At 65.6% G+C, this 14,291-nt stretch carries 15 protein-coding genes and 2 pseudogenes; 10 read left to right on the top strand and 7 right to left on the bottom strand.

All coding sequences use genetic code 11. From position 1 onward, the window contains the following. Positions 1–227 precede the first annotated feature (227 nt). From ABZX86_RS37915 to ABZX86_RS37905, 3 genes are all read right to left on the bottom strand, one after another. The gene (locus ABZX86_RS37915; RefSeq protein WP_355130919.1) at positions 228–2,126 is read right to left on the bottom strand and encodes an alkyl sulfatase dimerization domain-containing protein; all 1,899 of its coding nucleotides are present in this window, start codon (positions 2,124–2,126) and stop codon (positions 228–230) included. A gap of 803 nt (positions 2,127–2,929) precedes the next feature. Next, on the bottom strand, positions 2,930–3,697 hold the full coding sequence (locus tag ABZX86_RS37910) for a type II CAAX endopeptidase family protein (RefSeq protein ID WP_355130917.1): 768 nt from the start codon (positions 3,695–3,697) through the stop codon (positions 2,930–2,932). A gap of 355 nt (positions 3,698–4,052) precedes the next feature. After that, positions 4,053–4,529: a nitroreductase/quinone reductase family protein gene (locus tag ABZX86_RS37905; protein WP_355131077.1), complete on the bottom strand. Its 477-nt coding sequence runs from the start codon at positions 4,527–4,529 to the stop codon at positions 4,053–4,055. Positions 4,530–5,021: 492 nt separating this feature from the next. On the opposite strand from ABZX86_RS37905, the gene ABZX86_RS37900 reads away from it, so the two are divergent. The 3 genes from ABZX86_RS37900 to ABZX86_RS37890 are packed head-to-tail and all read left to right on the top strand — an operon-like array spanning position 5,022 to position 6,539. After that, the gene (locus ABZX86_RS37900) at positions 5,022–5,360 is read left to right on the top strand and encodes a metalloregulator ArsR/SmtB family transcription factor (protein ID WP_355130915.1); all 339 of its coding nucleotides are present in this window, start codon (positions 5,022–5,024) and stop codon (positions 5,358–5,360) included. Between the two features lie 3 nt (positions 5,361–5,363). Further along, a complete protein-coding gene (locus ABZX86_RS37895) occupies positions 5,364–6,068 on the top strand; it encodes a dihydrofolate reductase family protein (RefSeq protein WP_355130913.1) in 705 nt (234 codons plus the stop codon). A gap of 9 nt (positions 6,069–6,077) precedes the next feature. After that, on the top strand, positions 6,078–6,539 hold the full coding sequence (locus tag ABZX86_RS37890; RefSeq protein WP_355130911.1) for an SRPBCC domain-containing protein: 462 nt from the start codon (positions 6,078–6,080) through the stop codon (positions 6,537–6,539). 70 nt (positions 6,540–6,609) lie between these two features. On the opposite strand, the gene tsaA is transcribed toward ABZX86_RS37890, so the two are convergent. Together tsaA and ABZX86_RS37880 are read right to left on the bottom strand one after the other, a co-directional pair. After that, on the bottom strand, positions 6,610–7,014 hold the full coding sequence (gene tsaA, locus ABZX86_RS37885) for a tRNA (N6-threonylcarbamoyladenosine(37)-N6)-methyltransferase TrmO (RefSeq protein WP_355130909.1): 405 nt from the start codon (positions 7,012–7,014) through the stop codon (positions 6,610–6,612). Between the two features lie 392 nt (positions 7,015–7,406). Beyond that, positions 7,407–7,967 (bottom strand): TetR family transcriptional regulator, encoded by a 561-nt coding sequence (locus ABZX86_RS37880; RefSeq protein WP_355130907.1) that lies wholly within the window; start codon positions 7,965–7,967, stop codon positions 7,407–7,409. A gap of 38 nt (positions 7,968–8,005) precedes the next feature. Between ABZX86_RS37880 and ABZX86_RS37875 the strand changes: the two genes are divergently transcribed. After that, complete coding sequence (locus ABZX86_RS37875; protein ID WP_355130905.1) at positions 8,006–9,046, top strand: epoxide hydrolase family protein; 1,041 nt, start codon at positions 8,006–8,008, stop codon at positions 9,044–9,046. Positions 9,047–9,258: 212 nt separating this feature from the next. Here ABZX86_RS37875 and ABZX86_RS37870 read toward each other — a convergent pair whose 3' ends face one another. Then, positions 9,259–9,570 carry an EthD family reductase gene (locus tag ABZX86_RS37870; RefSeq protein ID WP_355130903.1) on the bottom strand — a complete coding sequence of 104 codons (312 nt, stop codon included), beginning with the start codon at positions 9,568–9,570 and terminating at the stop codon, positions 9,259–9,261. 155 nt (positions 9,571–9,725) lie between these two features. Here ABZX86_RS37870 and ABZX86_RS37865 point away from each other — a divergent pair, with 155 nt between their 5' ends. The 3 genes from ABZX86_RS37865 (at position 9,726) to ABZX86_RS37855 (ending at position 12,169) form a co-directional block, all read left to right on the top strand. Then, entirely contained in the window at positions 9,726–10,628 is a 903-nt protein-coding gene (locus tag ABZX86_RS37865; protein ID WP_355130901.1) for a LysR family transcriptional regulator, read from the top strand. A 193-nt stretch (positions 10,629–10,821) separates the two neighbouring features. Beyond that, positions 10,822–11,256, top strand: coding sequence for a VOC family protein (locus ABZX86_RS37860; RefSeq protein WP_355130899.1), 435 nt, complete (start codon positions 10,822–10,824; stop codon positions 11,254–11,256). A 526-nt stretch (positions 11,257–11,782) separates the two neighbouring features. After that, the gene (locus ABZX86_RS37855; RefSeq protein WP_355130897.1) at positions 11,783–12,169 is read left to right on the top strand and encodes a hypothetical protein; all 387 of its coding nucleotides are present in this window, start codon (positions 11,783–11,785) and stop codon (positions 12,167–12,169) included. A 185-nt stretch (positions 12,170–12,354) separates the two neighbouring features. On the opposite strand, the gene ABZX86_RS37850 is transcribed toward ABZX86_RS37855, so the two are convergent. Further along, on the bottom strand, positions 12,355–13,227 hold the full coding sequence (locus ABZX86_RS37850; protein ID WP_355130895.1) for an alpha/beta hydrolase: 873 nt from the start codon (positions 13,225–13,227) through the stop codon (positions 12,355–12,357). A 97-nt stretch (positions 13,228–13,324) separates the two neighbouring features. On the opposite strand from ABZX86_RS37850, the gene ABZX86_RS37845 reads away from it, so the two are divergent. The 3 genes and pseudogenes from ABZX86_RS37845 to ABZX86_RS37835 form a co-directional block, all read left to right on the top strand. Continuing rightward, the gene (locus ABZX86_RS37845; RefSeq protein WP_355130893.1) at positions 13,325–13,741 is read left to right on the top strand and encodes a helix-turn-helix domain-containing protein; all 417 of its coding nucleotides are present in this window, start codon (positions 13,325–13,327) and stop codon (positions 13,739–13,741) included. Between the two features lie 174 nt (positions 13,742–13,915). Beyond that, positions 13,916–14,011, top strand: a pseudogene (locus tag ABZX86_RS37840) (hypothetical protein); the annotation flags it as partial. Between the two features lie 105 nt (positions 14,012–14,116). Continuing rightward, positions 14,117–14,291, top strand: a pseudogene (locus tag ABZX86_RS37835) (helix-turn-helix domain-containing protein); the annotation flags it as partial.

Here is a 14,291-nt window from a genome sequence, read left to right as displayed (position 1 = left end):
CTACTGCCGCGTTGCGCGCTGTTCGGAACGACCAGAACACACTGCGAAATATCAAGGGGCCCTGGCTATCTGGCATCCGCCGAACGCACGCTACTGCCGAATGGCGTGTGTTCGGCCGCAGATTCGACGACCAGGGCAGCTGATCGCACGCGTCTCAGTGCGGTAGTGGCTCAGGTAGTCAGCAAAGGGTGGGCTACCTGAGGTAGGTGGCCCACCTCGAGGCCGGATCAGGGTGTCACGATCGGGAATGTCGGCTCGAAGACGTCCAGGACCTCAGCCAGTTCCTTCAACGCCACCGGATCGCCGTCGAGCTGGATGGCTTTGCTCGATGAGAGCTTCTCGGCTGCAGCCGGTTTCAGCAGAACGCCGGTGAGGGCTTGTTTGGGGCCGGTGACGGTCAGACGCGCATCGGCAGCATGTCCGCGGCGGGCGTTGAGAACCCCGCGCTTGATCCACAGCGTCCAGTGTTCGCCGAGGTCGGTGAAGTCCAGGTTGATCGTGATATCGGAGTCGACAGCCTTATCGCCGATGATCTGTACCGCGAGGAAGTCCAGCAGCAGCTCCACCGGCATCGCGAGGATGGTGTCCTGGCTGGCGGTCACGTACGGCGGCGGTTGCACTCCCAGGCGCAGTTCCTTTGCCGCACTGAGGAAGATGCCGCGCCACTGCGGGCCCTCGGCTTGATAACCCATCTGCTCGTAGGCGTCGGCTTGCAGCTCGCGTGCGGCGGTGTTGTCCGGGTCGGCGAAGACGAGTTTGTGCAGGATCTCGGTGGCCCACCGGTAGTCGCCGGCTTCGAATGCGCGTTTGCCCTCGGCGAGAATGGCGTCGGCTCCGGCGAATTCGACGAACCGGTGCGCGGACTCGACCGGGGGATGCGGGTGCAGTGAGACCGGGTCGCCGTCCCACATGCCCAGTTCCTTGGTGAATACCGCGCGCACATCGTGGTGCAGGGTGCCGTGATAGCCGCGGTTGGCCCAGTTCCGGCGCAACTCCTCGGGCAGTTCGATGACCTCGGCGGCCTCGAGCGGCGTGTATCCCTTGTTCGCCAAGCGCAGCGCCTGGTCGTGAATGTATTTATAGGCGTCACGCTGTGATTCGATGAATCCGGTGATCTGCTCGTTGCCCCACACCGGCCAGGTGTGCGGGCCGTAGTGCACCTGCGCCTCGTCGCCCCAGCGTTCGAGGGTCTCGTCGAGGTAGCGGGCGAAGTTGCGGGCATCGCGGGTCCGCGCGCCGCGCAGGGTCTGGATGTTGTGCAGTGAGTGGTTGGCGTTCTCCGCGCAGGTCAAGGCTTTGAGTTGCGGAATCCAGATGTGCATTTCCTCCGGCGCCTCGGTATCGGGGGCGTAGAGGAATTCGAACTCGATGCCCGCGATCTCCCGCTTGGTACCGGTCTCGGTGATCAGGTCCGTGGGAGAAATGTAGGAGATCGTCGGGCCGGCGGTGCTCACGATGCCCAGGCCGCAGGTGATGTGTCCCTGGGCGTTCAGATCCAGCAGGCCACCGAAAGCGTAGAAGCTGCGCCGGGCCATGGCGTTACCGGCGATGACGTTCTCCCCGAGCGCATGCTTGTCGAACTGGTGGCCGGGCGCGATGATCGGCACCTTCCCCGACGCGACATCCTCGGCACTGACCACACCCTTGACGCCGCCGTAGTGGTCGATGTGGGTGTGGGTGTAGACCACCGCCGCGACGGGCTTGTCGCTGACGTGCTCGCGAATCATGTCCATGCCCTGACGCGCCGATTCCACCCCGGCCATGCAGTCGATGATGATCAGCCCGTCGGTGCCCTCGACCACGGTCAGGTTGGCGATGTCGTTGTTGCGTACCTGGTAGAGCCCATCGGTGACCTTGTACAGGCCACCGTGGCGAATGATCTGACTTTGGCGCCACAGGCTCGGGTTCACCGTGTCCGGCGCGGGGGCCTCATCGCCGATCCAGTCGAAATCCTGTGGATCGAAGATCACCGTCCCGTCGTCCTTGGTGACGTTTCCTGGCAGCTCGGCGATCAGCCCGCGGCGGGAATCGGTGAAGTCCTGCGTGTTCTGCAGGTCGTAGAGCGCGGCCGCATCACGGTTGACCTGCGCGGTATGCGTCGTCGCGGGCTTGGGCTGGTAGCACATGCTGACTCCGTTCGCGGGGGAGAGATCTCTCGCTCGACACAGCCAGGCTAACTTCCGGCAATCACAATTGGGTCACCCGAAAGAGGTGAACCCGCGCTGCGAATCCACACGCAGAGCGGACCTCGGAGCCATCGACAAACGCACTCAACTGCCGCATGGCGCGCTGACCGAATCGGCCAGTGGGTTGTCGAACGGTCAGCTTGCTGTGGCGTTCCGAGGCCGGGCGAACACTTACGCCACCGCCATCCGACCGCTGCGATGCACCACCACGGCGACAAGCCGACGCACTCGCGCAGCGAGTCCGCCGCCATCCGCATCCGCCCAAATCCCGCAGGCCGATCCGCCCGATCCGGCACCACGAGGTCGCACTGAGGGCACGACGCGATAGCACCTCGATCTATCACTCGGCGAATACACCGCAACTTCGCCACGGTGAGGCACCAGCCGACTGTGCTGGGCGAAATCCGACGTCGATCATCGGTCAACTATGACGTGGTGCGGCCCGGTCGAGATCTGTTGACATCGGCGATAATTGACGTCACCAGTCGGTGTGTCCAGCAGCTTGGGCGTGTCTGCCGAACGCACAATTCTGCCGATTACCGTCTGTCGGCTCGAGCCTGCCTGAGCGGGTTGGCAGCGAGTGAATTGATCGGCGGTCAGGTGACGGACCGGACGAACCTCCGTTCTCTGCCGATGTGCGTACTGCCTAAAGATTTCCTACCCCAGGGCATTACGCGACCGCTGCACCATCGGCCGATGTCGCTCTGTTGGACTAGACGTCTTCGATGCTCGGAGAGGCACTCTCAAGCCCGGGCGACGCGCGTCCGGAGTGGCCAGGTGGTGACTGCGATCGCCACGACGGCGGTCAGGGCGCCGGTGGTGAGGGCAGTCGCGGCGCGGTCGAGGCCCGGTGTGTAAGCGTCGGTGACGTTGACCGTGGTGTGCAGCAGGATGGCTGTATAGACCCTGTCGGTGTGGTTGTACAACCAGATGATCAGCACGCGGACAGCGACTGTTGTGGTGAACCATCCAGCGATCCACCAGTTGTCGTGGCCGATCTGCAAGAGCGGGACCAAGTGCCACACCGCCCAATACACGCCGAGACCGACCGCGGTGACGACCGATCCCCAACGTTGCTGCAGCGGGTCGGTGGCGTACCCGGTCCAGCCGAGTTCCTCGCAGGCCGCCGCCAGCAAGAAGACCACGATCACTGCCGGCGCAGCGAGTAAAGACAGCGGTGGCATCGATTCGTGGTATCCGGCCCATCGCAACAGCAGATACGACAATACCGTGATCGCCGCAATCAGCCCGACGGCCAACACATTCCAGCGCAGCGCATCACCGCGCCGGGGTAGGGACCTCAATAGCAGCGCCCCTACGGCGGGTCGTCCCGATTCCAGCCAGGTCAACACAGCGGCGACTGTCACCGGCACCACGAACATGACCGCGCTGACCGGCAGCTGCATTGCCCCCACCCGTGGCACACCGCCGAACGCGCCGAGCACGAAGAACGGAACCGACACCACCGCGACCAGACCCAGAAACCGGAGTGGCCGACCGGTAGTGGTCACCGCAACCACGACACGTCCACAGGTCGCCGGATTCGGGGCGAGGAAGACCCGGTGACTACTGCTCGGACATGGAGACCTCGACCTCTGGCTGTCGGCGGCACGCCCGCCCCGATCCCGCGCTGGCTAAAGTGGGCACGGGCGAGCTGAAAGCCGCTGGTCGGATTGGTCTGAGGCCCAGATCGGTTGCCTGGCAGGCCTTTCCAATGTCTTTCTATGCCTGCGGATCCGATCCGAGGTTTGCAGGCGGGGCCTCCAGCCATCGGATACATGTCGTCGCTACCACCCTCGAGCACAACTGTGCCGCATCCGTCGACCTGCCAGCGGCGGACCTTTCGGTTCGCTCCCACCTCGAGGGTTACGTGGCGGTGGTGACGAGGAAGACCGGGTACTGCGCGGCGATGGTTTCGAAGGACTGTACCGAGGCGTGCCGGTCGACCGGGATGTGTGCGCGGGCGCCGGGCACTTCGTTCAGGTATTGCTTGAGGATCGGTGCGCGCTGCCCGGCCGGAACCTCGCGCAGGCTGCATTCGAGGGCTGTGCGGCGGCGCAGCCGGGCGCGGCCGTCGGCGGCGCGGACGTTGGCCACCCAATTGCACTCGTTCCCGAGCATCGAGACGAGGTACCACTGTCCTTGCCAGTGGGCCATACCGAGCGGGAACCGGGTGAGACGGCCAGTGCGGCGACCAGGCACTTCCAGTGTCACCCACCGCCGGGGCAGCACCCCCCAGGAGAATACGGCGGCCCACACGCGCGCATAACGCCGCGCGGACGGCCCAGCGCGCCTGCCCTGATACATCGCGCGTAATCGCTGGTGATAGGGATGGCTCTGCATGTTCACGCTCGCCTCGTTTGCCGGAGGACGGCTTGCCCGACCCGTCTGACCACCTCATCGAATCATGCGGTAGTTCGAGCCCGACAGGGCCGGAAGTCCTCGGCGCCCGTGCCTCTTACGGAAACGTCGGCTACCCCACGATGCCGCTGAGGCCCGCCTGACACTGCGCTCACATGCCGCATACCGCGCTGATCGAACCGGTCGGCGCGCGCTCGCGGAAGATCAACTGGCCGTACCGATCCGGGGCCGTCCGCGCGTGCCCAACTGCCGATGAGCGCTGGATCTGTATTCGACGAGCGCGGTCAGCTGCGACGTGACCACCAGCGCCGTTTCGGCTTGCACGGAACGGTGGGGCTGATCATGTTGGCCGTGGACACTGGACGCACTACATCGCCGCGACCTGCGCGGAGCTCGGGCGCCGATTCCCCGCCACCAAATCATCCGAGGTTGAACCGGTTGACCGATCCTGGCACCGCTGCAATACTTAGGTCTGTGCCTAAGTATCATGGTGAGCTCGACGCGTTGCTCCGCGCTCTCGCGGATCCGACGCGCCGAGCCATCGTCGAGCGGTTGGCGAAGTCGCCGGCCGTCGTATCCGAGCTGGCGGCACCGTTCGCGATGGCGTTGCCGTCACTGATGCAGCATCTGCGCGTCCTCGAGGACGCGGGGGTGGTGACGTCACACAAGCTCGGACGCGTTCGCACTGTGAGCCTGCGACCGGGCGCGCTCGACGTCCTGTACCTGTGGCTCAGCGAGCAGCGAACCCCCGCGGAACACCAAGCCGACCGGCTCGGAATCCACCTGACCCGCACCGCTCCGAAGGAGAACTGACCTATGACCCGCGTTCGCATCAACTTGTTCGTCTCGCTGGACGGCTTCACCTCGGCGACCGACAACTCCCCCGACAATCCGATGGGCGAGGACTTCGGGCGCCTCTCGGCAGGCCACGTCGCGACCCGCACTTTCCGCGAGCGCGTGTTCGGCGACACCAGTGGCGCCGGCACGACCGGCGTCGACGACCGCTACACCGCCGCGTTCTTCGAGGGAGTCGGGGCCGAGATCATGGGCGCGGGCATGTTCGGGCTGCACGCGTTTCCCGGCGACCCGGAATGGAAGGGCTGGTGGGGTGGTCGGCCGCCGTTCGGCACGCCGGTCTACGTCCTCACCAACACACTGCGACGCCAAGATTCGTCAATACCGGCCCCGCCGGGTGGATACGCGTACCGCGTGGTCCCGCGGCCGTCGATCGCGATGGAGGGCGGGACCACGTTCCACTTCCGCAGCGGCGCAATCGAAGACGTGCTCGCCGAGGCGACCGCTGCCGCGGGCGGCCGGGACGTGCGCATCAGCGGCGGCGTCGGCACCGCACGCGCCTTCCTGCGCGCCGGCCTGGTCGACGACTTGCACCTCATGGTCGCGCCGATTGTCCTGGGCCGGGGAACTGGGCTGTGGGACGATCTGGGCGGTCTCGACCTCACCCACAAGGTGACGACGGAAGTGGCCGAGAGCGGCACGATCCACGTCACGTTCACCCGTTAGGACGCGCACATGACGACCGAACGCCGACTCGCCCGCGCCGAGTTCACCCTGACTCGCAGCTATCCGGTTCCCGTTGAGCGCGTCTGGAGTGCGTTCGCCGAGGAGAAGCAGAAGTTGGCCTGGTGGGGCGCCGGTGACGCCATAGAGCCGGGCGAGTGGGTCTTCGACTTCCGCGTCGGCGGCCGTGATGTCGCCGAGGGGAAGTTCCACGACGGTCCGGTGTCGCGGTACGAGGCCACCTACACCGATATCGTCGAGCACAACCGCATCGTCACGACGTACGACATGTGGATCGACGGGACTCACATGTCAACGTCGGTGGCCTCGCTGGAGTTCGAGCCCATCGCCGAGGGCACTCGGTTCACCCATGCCGAGCACGGTGTCTTCTTCGACCAGTTCTGGGCCGACGGACCGAACCGTGAGCAAGGCAGCCGGGGGTTGCTTGATGCTTTGGGCAACTACCTTCGATGACGGCTCGGTGAGGGTCAGTCCACTTCCGCGAAACTCGTGCTATCGCTACTGCCGATTACGTGATGGGTAGTCAGCGATCTGGAGTGAGGAGGGGTTTGAGGTCGAGGACGGGTGTGCCGTCGAAGGCTTCCAGGTTGCGGACGTGGATGCGGTTGCCGGTGATGGCGAGGATGTGGATGTGGTGCAGGCCGATCGGGTTGGGCCGGTGTGGTGCGCGGGTGGCGAAGACACCGGTGAGCCGGCGGGCGGTGTCGCCGCGTGGGTGCACGGTGAGGGCGTCGCGATCGGCGCGGTCGAGCCAGGTGAACAGGAGCAGGTCCATGCCGGAACTGAGGCCTTCCAGTGCGCCGACGTAGCGGTCGTCGAGAACCACCCATGCCGGCGGGGCCCCTTCGTCGGGCTGGCGTGGTGTGTTGCCGAGTTCGGTGAGTTCGGACTCGACGTGTCCGATCGGATGCAACAGGTAGTCGGTCACGAGGGACCTCCCGGTCCGCGTCGGCACCCCGGAAGTCCGGAGCGATGCAGCTTGATTCGGTCATCAGTCACCGCATCATCCTGAAACCTCAACCGCACTGCAGGTCAAGAATTTTCTGATGCGCTGGCACCTGACACCTACCCACGGGCCCGTTGCTGAACTGAACGCACTCGATTGCCGCTGGTCGCGCTGACTCAAACGGACAGGTGCCGCAGCGAAAGATCAACTCGCCGTGGCGATTCGACGCCTGCGGAACGCGTCATCATGCTGATGTGTACGTACCGCATCTCCGCTGCCGCCGGGTTCACTGCGCAGTTCCGGTCGAGCCAGGGCGTCGCGCGGTATGTGCCGATCGGCTTCAGTGCAATGACCGGGTGTCGGAACCTTTCGGATCACCCGTCGGTGAGGCGTTGGATGGTGGTGCTCAGCCAGGCTTGGAGTTCGGCGGGCTCGCCGAGTTCTGAACGCAGAACCCGGCGACGCGTCGATACGCCCAGCACGAAGGCGTCGATCGCCGCGGCTCGCGTGCGGGCGTCGACGTCGTCGAGGCCGCTGTCGCGCAGGTAGCGGTACAGCGGCTCCAGCGAGTTGGTGTCGAGGAATACGGCAAGCGCCTCCGCCGCTTCGGGGCGTTCGCCGGATGCGCGTTGCAGTACGAGCAGCGGATCCTCTTCGGGCACACCGAACCAGCGCTCGACGATGCTCGCCGCGAGGCGCGAACCCAGCTCGGAACGGTTGCCGTCGAAGGAATTCGAGACCGGGATCTGCACCCGCGTCGCCGCCAAGAAGGCGCCCTCCTTGCCACCGAAGTAGCGGGTGATGAGATTGGGCGACACCCCGGCCGCATCGGCAATCCCCTTGACCGTGGTCGCCGCGTATCCGTTCTGCGCGAACTGGCGTTGCGCATGGTCCAGGATGCGCTGTTTGGTGGCGGCCGCGTTACGCAAAGTCATGTGTACGAGCATACACATTCATGTGTACGCTGATACACATGATCGATGACCTTCGGGAACGACTCCAGCGGACGCGACGTGTCACAACGCCGTGGAGTGCCGACGCGACGCGGGGCATCACCGGAACTCGCCTCGACGAACTGCTCGAACGCTGGGTGAACGGATACGACTGGAGCGTGCACGAGCGCCGCATTGCCGAGTTGCCTTGGGTAACAGTGCAAGCGGGCGATACCGAGCTCCGTGTGATACACCGGCGGTCCGTGTCACCCGGAGCCCCGGTCGTCGTGCTACTGCACGGCTGGCCCGACTCGGTGCTGCGGTTCGAGCGCGTCCTGCCGTTACTCGCGGACATGAACGTGGTGGTTCCCGCGCTGCCGGGCTTCCCGTTCGCGGTCCCGCTCGAAGGTTCAGGTATGTCGGTCAACCGGATCGCCGAGATCGTCGCGGACGCACTGGCTGAGCTCGGTTACGCGCGCTACACGGTGTCCGGCGGCGACGTAGGTGGCACCGTCGCGGAAATCCTTGCGGCACAACACCCGGACCGGGTTGCCGCCCTGCACCTCACGAATATCGCCCCACTTCGTGCGCTCACGGCGGATCGCGCGATGCTCGCGCCCGATGCGGTGGCCTACCTCGACCAAGGGGCGCACTGGTTCCGAACGGAGGGGGGATACATCGCCGAACAGTCGACGCGGCCGAACACTCTCGCCGTCGCGCTCGGCGACTCACCCGCGGGCCTCGCGGCCTGGATAGTCGAGAAACTGGAGTCCTGGTCCGATGATTCGGCTTTCACCGAGGACGAACTGCTCACCTGGGTCACCGCCTACTGGGTCACCGGCACGATCGGCACCTCGTTCGCCACCTACGTCGAACCGGCCACCCTGCCTGGCCGGATCGACACGCCGACAGTGCTTTCCGTCTTCCCGCGCGACATCAAACCGGAGCCCCGGAGCTACGCCGAGGCGTTCCTTAACATCTGCGATTACGTGGAACACCCTGCGGGCGGCCACTTCGCAGCGTGGGAACAGCCCGAGGCGTACGCGGCCGACCTACGCCGAGCGGTCCAGATGGGCGGGTGAAATTCCGCCGAAACCCATTGGCGCCGAACAGAATCGATCGTTCACGGCTGAACGTCGGCCCCGGCGCGGGGCTCCCGCCCCGGCCGTCGCGCCGTACGCACGCATCAACCACCGTGACATCCGGTCAGGACGTCGGCCACCTTCGACGCTCAATGGACCGGGCCTTCCGCCGAGAGTCGGACCCGGCCGAACGCGTCCCGGGGCGTACCGCCTCAGACGGTGCCGTCCTGTACCGGATAGTGAATGACGACCACACCGCCGGTGGCGTAGTTGACGACATCGGCGGTCGCCCGTTTGCCGTACTCCGACTCCTGTGCCGCGGTCATGGCGTCGGCGTCGGCGAAGTCGGCTTCGAAGACCGCGAAATACGGCGTTTCTCCCCGCTTCGCCGCCACGTCGAAGCTGTAGCGGTACGCGAGCAGGCCGGGCCACTTCCTGATCAATGGAAGGTGGTTGGTCACGTAGTAGTCGCGGAAGTGGTCGGGGTCGGCGGGCTCGGGATACAGGACTACCAACTTATGCATGACTGCCTCCTGCATCGCTGAGTGTGGGTGCGGTGTCCGGTGCCGCGGTCGGTTGAATTGTCATATGCGCAGGTTAGGGCTTGATGTGCGGTCGAGGGAAAGACCAGGTCGGGATAGACTCAGAACGGGTCGTTATCAATCGCGGGGGAGGGCATGTGGCGCCGGATACGGTGAGCCTGCGGTACTTTCTGGTGCTGGCGCAGGAGTTGAACTTCACCCGCGCGGCCGCACGGATCGGTATCGCGCAGCCCGCGCTCAGTGCCCGGATGCGCCGATTGGAGGCGGAACTCGGTACGAGCCTGCTGGTTCGCAATACCCGTAGCGTCGTATTGACCACGGCCGGTGCGGCTTTGGCGGAGTCCGCGCCGCCCGCGCTGGCGGCGCTGGACCGGGCATGGGACACCGCCCGGAACGCGGGGGCCGGTGAACTGGGCACGCTGCGCATCGGATACAGCCTCAGCGCGGGGGCCGAGACGGCGCCGGCCCTGGTGGACAGGCTCATTCGCAGCAGCCCGGGACTCGAGGTCGGCGCGGTCCCGATGGCGACACCGGAGATCTCTCCCGCGGTCGCCGACGGCCGCATCGATGCCGGGATCACCCGCGGTGAACAGCCGGGTCGTGGCGTGCGCCGGTTTCTGCTGCGGCGGGTGCGCGTCGGAGTCCAACTGGCGCAGCATCATCCGCTGGCCGAACTTCCGGAGATCGAGATCGCCGAGGCGGCCGCGTATCCGCTGCGGCTCCCCGACCATGCGGCCAATCCCGTGATCCACGATCAGTTCTCCGCACTGTTCCGCGACGTCCGGCCGAACCCCCGATTCCACACGCCCGCAGTCTCTTTCGACATGTCTCAGCGCGACCTACGGGACGGGCTCACCCTCGCCCCGGCCGGGGAAACCGCGGTCACGGCAGCACCGGCCGGTGTCACGTGGCGACCGCTGCGGGGCGCACCCACCGTGACGTTCCACCTGGTCCTCCCGCGCGTGCAGTCACCACTACACCGCCGCATTCGTACCGTCGACAAAACCCTGGCGCACGAGCTGCACTGGCTGCCGGACTGACGCGCAGCAGGTCACTCGAGACGGCGGTGGCGAGGCCGACACCAGAGAGACGACTGCCGCGGCGTCCACGCCGGTCTCAGGGGAGTGTCATTCCAGGGCGGCCATGAGCTTTTCGATCGACAGGGGTTGACCTCGAGTGGGGTTGAGGGGTGAAGCTGGAGAGCACCGTGCTGTCGAATCGAAGGAGTCGGTCATGGCTGATATCTCCCCGCATCTGGTTGTCTCCGACCCGGAACAGGCCCTCAATTGGTATCGAGCGGTGTTCGAAGCGGTGGAGGTGAGCCGAATCCCGCTGCCGGACGGCACCGCCTTCGCCATCGAGTTCAGCATCGGTGACACCCACCTGCATCTGGCGGGGGAGTACCCGGACATGGGCATCGTGTCGCCGGCCACCCTGGGTGGCACCTATCTGGCGTTGCAGGTGGAAACCGGCGACGTCGACGCCACCTTCGAACGCGCAATCGCCGCCGGAGCCAAGATCTTTCACCCTCTCGACGACGTGTTCTACGGCGAACGCACCGGCCAGTTCATCGACCCTTTCGGTCACCGCTGGGGCGTCCGCAAACAGATCCGCGACGTCCCGGCCGACGAGGTTGCGCGTGAGGTAGCGCGACTCTTCGGCGGCTGACCGGGGACAAGTGGTATCCACGGAAAAGCGCTCCAACGGACCGAACCGGCCATGCACGGCTCCGGAAGTTTAAGCGGCCGAGATCATCTCGGAGGGCCGAATACACTGACATGCCGATGGCCGTGCGATTTGGGTTGGCGGACAGCCCCCGGCGATCCCCCAGACCCCTGGTTGATGGTGCCGGCACGCGGCTGGGCTTTGCACAGTGGTATCGGCGGTGGCTGGACCGAAGCGAAGGTGAGCTCACGAGCTGGGCACCCGACGCCCTGTGAAGGCGCATGGCGCGCTGGCGGAATCGGCCAGTGCTCGGCGTCGGAAGACCAACTGGCGGTAGCCATTCGAGTCCGGCCGAACGCTGCCTCCTCGTCCCGTGATGGGTAGGTCGCCCACTCTCGCACATCCCACCGACACCTTGTGATCGCGATCAGCCGACCAGCGGTTTTATGGGATCCGTAAGCGGATCACCAGAACGATCCTCCTAAGGTCGGCCTTGTTCGGAGTGGGCATCCGGCCTGCTGGACGGGGGATGATGAAGCGAATACTGCTGGCGCTCGGAGCATTAGGGATGGCTGTGGGCCTGTCTACGGGGACCGCTCATGCGGACAGCTTCTCCGGGAGTACGTCCGGGAGCTGTTCCGGGACGGTGGGTAGTTGGGGCTTCTTCTATGCGTACACCTATCAGTACGCTTCGATCTCGGACAACACGCTCGAGGACGAAGATCATGACTTCGATTTCGACGGATTCTTGTCCGGAGTCGAGAAAGCGCGCCTGCTGAACGGTAAGAAGAGCACCTGGATTGTGTACCGCCAGGGCGATTTCGACCTCGCGGTGCCGTATGTGAAAGGGGCGGGGCTCTTCGTCCGTGACAACCGGGACAGCGACGACGATTGGATCAAGCTGTGCAGCTATTGACGCTCCGAGAATGAGAGCCCGGCAGCCGTGTGCACCAGCCGGGTTATGTGTTTTCGCGGAGACTTCGCGCAACCAGCCGAACCAACTCGCTGAACCGATTCCCGCAGATTCGTAAGCCGGAAATTCGCAGTCGAATCCGACATCCTGTGCCGAGGGATGCCTTGAGGGGCTTTGCGGTTGCGTGGTCAGGCGGGGCGCTCGGCGGCGAGGAAGGGCATCATGAGGTCGAGCAGTTCGCGTGGTCGGTCCAGCGGGATGATGTGACCGCAATCCGGAATCGCTTCTCCTGCAAGGTCGTCGGTGATGGGGCGTAGCTGCCGCTCGAGCGCGTCGCCGACCGGGTGGGCACCGATCGCCAGGGTGGGTGTGGTGAGCCGGTCGGATTCCAGGGCCTGGTTGATCTGGTGGGCGCTGGTCGGCAGTGCGCGGTAATAGGAAAACGCGCATCGCAGAGCGTCACTGCCGGTGTAGGCATCGACGAACGCGTCGTGGATATCTGCCCGCACGCCCCGGCCACGGGTACCAGTGGTGAGAAACCACTCGATATACCGCGCCTCGTGGCCGAGCAGGACCGTTTCGGCGAGGCCGGGAACGGCGTGGAATCCGAACCACCACGGCGGACCCGCGGCGAGGAAGTCCTCGGCGCCGGGGAGGGTGCCCAGCAGTGCTTCCATGACCACCAGCCGTCGTACCCGGTCGGGGTGGCGCAGGGCGAGCAGGACCGCGACCGGGGTGCCTGCGTCGATCGCGACCACGGCTGCGGTGGGTTCGCCGAGGGCATCGAGGATCCCGGCGATATCGGCCGCCATCGTGCCGGCGTCGTAGCCTTCCGGCGCACGGCTGGTGGCGCCGAACCCGCGTAGGTCCGGGGCGATCACCCGGTAGTGCGCGGACAGCGGGCCGATGATCTCGCTCCACAGTCGCCAGGTGTGCGGAAAGCCGTGCAGCAGAACGACTGCGGGGCCGGAGCCGGCAATGGCGACATTGGCGCGTATGCCGTTCGTGTCGATCTGGCGCAGTTCAATCGACGCGGCATGGAGCGGCGGTGTGCGGGACACGGGACCTCCCGGTGGTTACTATTAGTGACTAGAGAACGATAAGTAACCCTAGGTACGCTGCCAAGACGGCACGTTGAGCACAGGTGGTGAGGTCCAGGTGACTGCTCGATCAGCGCACGCGAAGGCACCGGATCGCGGTGATCTGTTCGATTGCCAATGCCCGACACGTCAGTTGCTGGACCGCATCGGCACAAAATGGACGTCGATGGCGGTCAAGGTCCTCGCGCAGGCCGCTCCGGGTGAGGTGCGGTTCGCCGAGCTGCGGCGGCGTATGCCCGGCGTATCCCAGAAGATGCTGTCGGTGACCCTGCAGAACCTGGTCCGGGACGGTCTCGTCACCCGCCGAGTGGAGCCGACAGTGCCACCGCGCGTGCACTACCGGCTCACCGAACTGGGCTTGTCCCTGGAGGTGCCATTGGCGGCACTGCGCACCTGGGCCGAGGATCATATGGCCGAGATCGACCGTGCCGGCGCCGTCAACGACGCACGAGCCGACTCGGCTGCCAGCGAATAGCTTCCCAACACGGGCTCATGCCGCTACCCGCGCGGTTTGAATCAGCCACGCATCGCGCCCGAAGTTCAACGGGGCCAGATCATCTCGGCCAGCCCAAAGTCCGCTACTGCCTGCGGTCTCAATGGGTCAGCGCAACACTGGTATTAGGCCTGGTGAACGGGGATGTGATGCGCGATGGCCTCAACAAGACCCTTGTCGGAGAAGAGAACGCCGCTCTCGGAAGCCGAAGTCGAAGAGATATGGCGGCGGTGGAGATCCGGTCAAGCGATCAAAGTCCTGGCCCGGGAGATGCGTCGGCATCCATCCACGGTGCGGGAGTTGCTCAAACGCTGCGGCAGAGTCCGCCCCACGCCACGGCACCGCAACCGGTTGCGGCTGAGTCTGGTTGAACGCGAACAGATCTCGCGAGGACTCGCGGCCGGTGACTCACTACGCGCCATCGCCCGAGGCTTGGGGCGGGCGCCCTCGACGATCTCGCGTGAAGTCGCCCGCCACGGTGGACGTTTCGCTTACCGCGCACTGGCCGCCGACCGGGCGGCCTGGGCGCGAG

It is taken from the genome of Nocardia sp. NPDC006630 (genome assembly GCF_040611495.1).
GTDB lineage: Bacteria > Actinomycetota > Actinomycetes > Mycobacteriales > Mycobacteriaceae > Nocardia.
Note: the sequence above shows the minus strand (reverse complement) of the source record. Positions and strands in the feature narration are given on the sequence as shown.

Excerpts from the sequence above, each read along its gene's own strand:
- ABZX86_RS37915 (WP_355130919.1), bottom strand. The coding sequence starts at position 2,126 with ATGTGCTACCAGCCCAAGCCCGCGACGACGCATACCGCGCAGGTCAAC.
- ABZX86_RS37895 (WP_355130913.1), top strand. The coding sequence starts at position 5,364 with ATGACCCGCGTTCGCATCAACTTGTTCGTCTCGCTGGACGGCTTCACC.
- ABZX86_RS37890 (WP_355130911.1), top strand. The coding sequence starts at position 6,078 with ATGACGACCGAACGCCGACTCGCCCGCGCCGAGTTCACCCTGACTCGC.
- ABZX86_RS37905 (WP_355131077.1), bottom strand. The coding sequence starts at position 4,529 with ATGCAGAGCCATCCCTATCACCAGCGATTACGCGCGATGTATCAGGGC.
- ABZX86_RS37875 (WP_355130905.1), top strand. The coding sequence starts at position 8,006 with ATGATCGATGACCTTCGGGAACGACTCCAGCGGACGCGACGTGTCACA.
- ABZX86_RS37855 (WP_355130897.1), top strand. The coding sequence starts at position 11,783 with ATGATGAAGCGAATACTGCTGGCGCTCGGAGCATTAGGGATGGCTGTG.
- ABZX86_RS37870 (WP_355130903.1), bottom strand. The coding sequence starts at position 9,570 with ATGCATAAGTTGGTAGTCCTGTATCCCGAGCCCGCCGACCCCGACCAC.
- ABZX86_RS37860 (WP_355130899.1), top strand. The coding sequence starts at position 10,822 with ATGGCTGATATCTCCCCGCATCTGGTTGTCTCCGACCCGGAACAGGCC.
- ABZX86_RS37880 (WP_355130907.1), bottom strand. The coding sequence starts at position 7,967 with ATGACTTTGCGTAACGCGGCCGCCACCAAACAGCGCATCCTGGACCAT.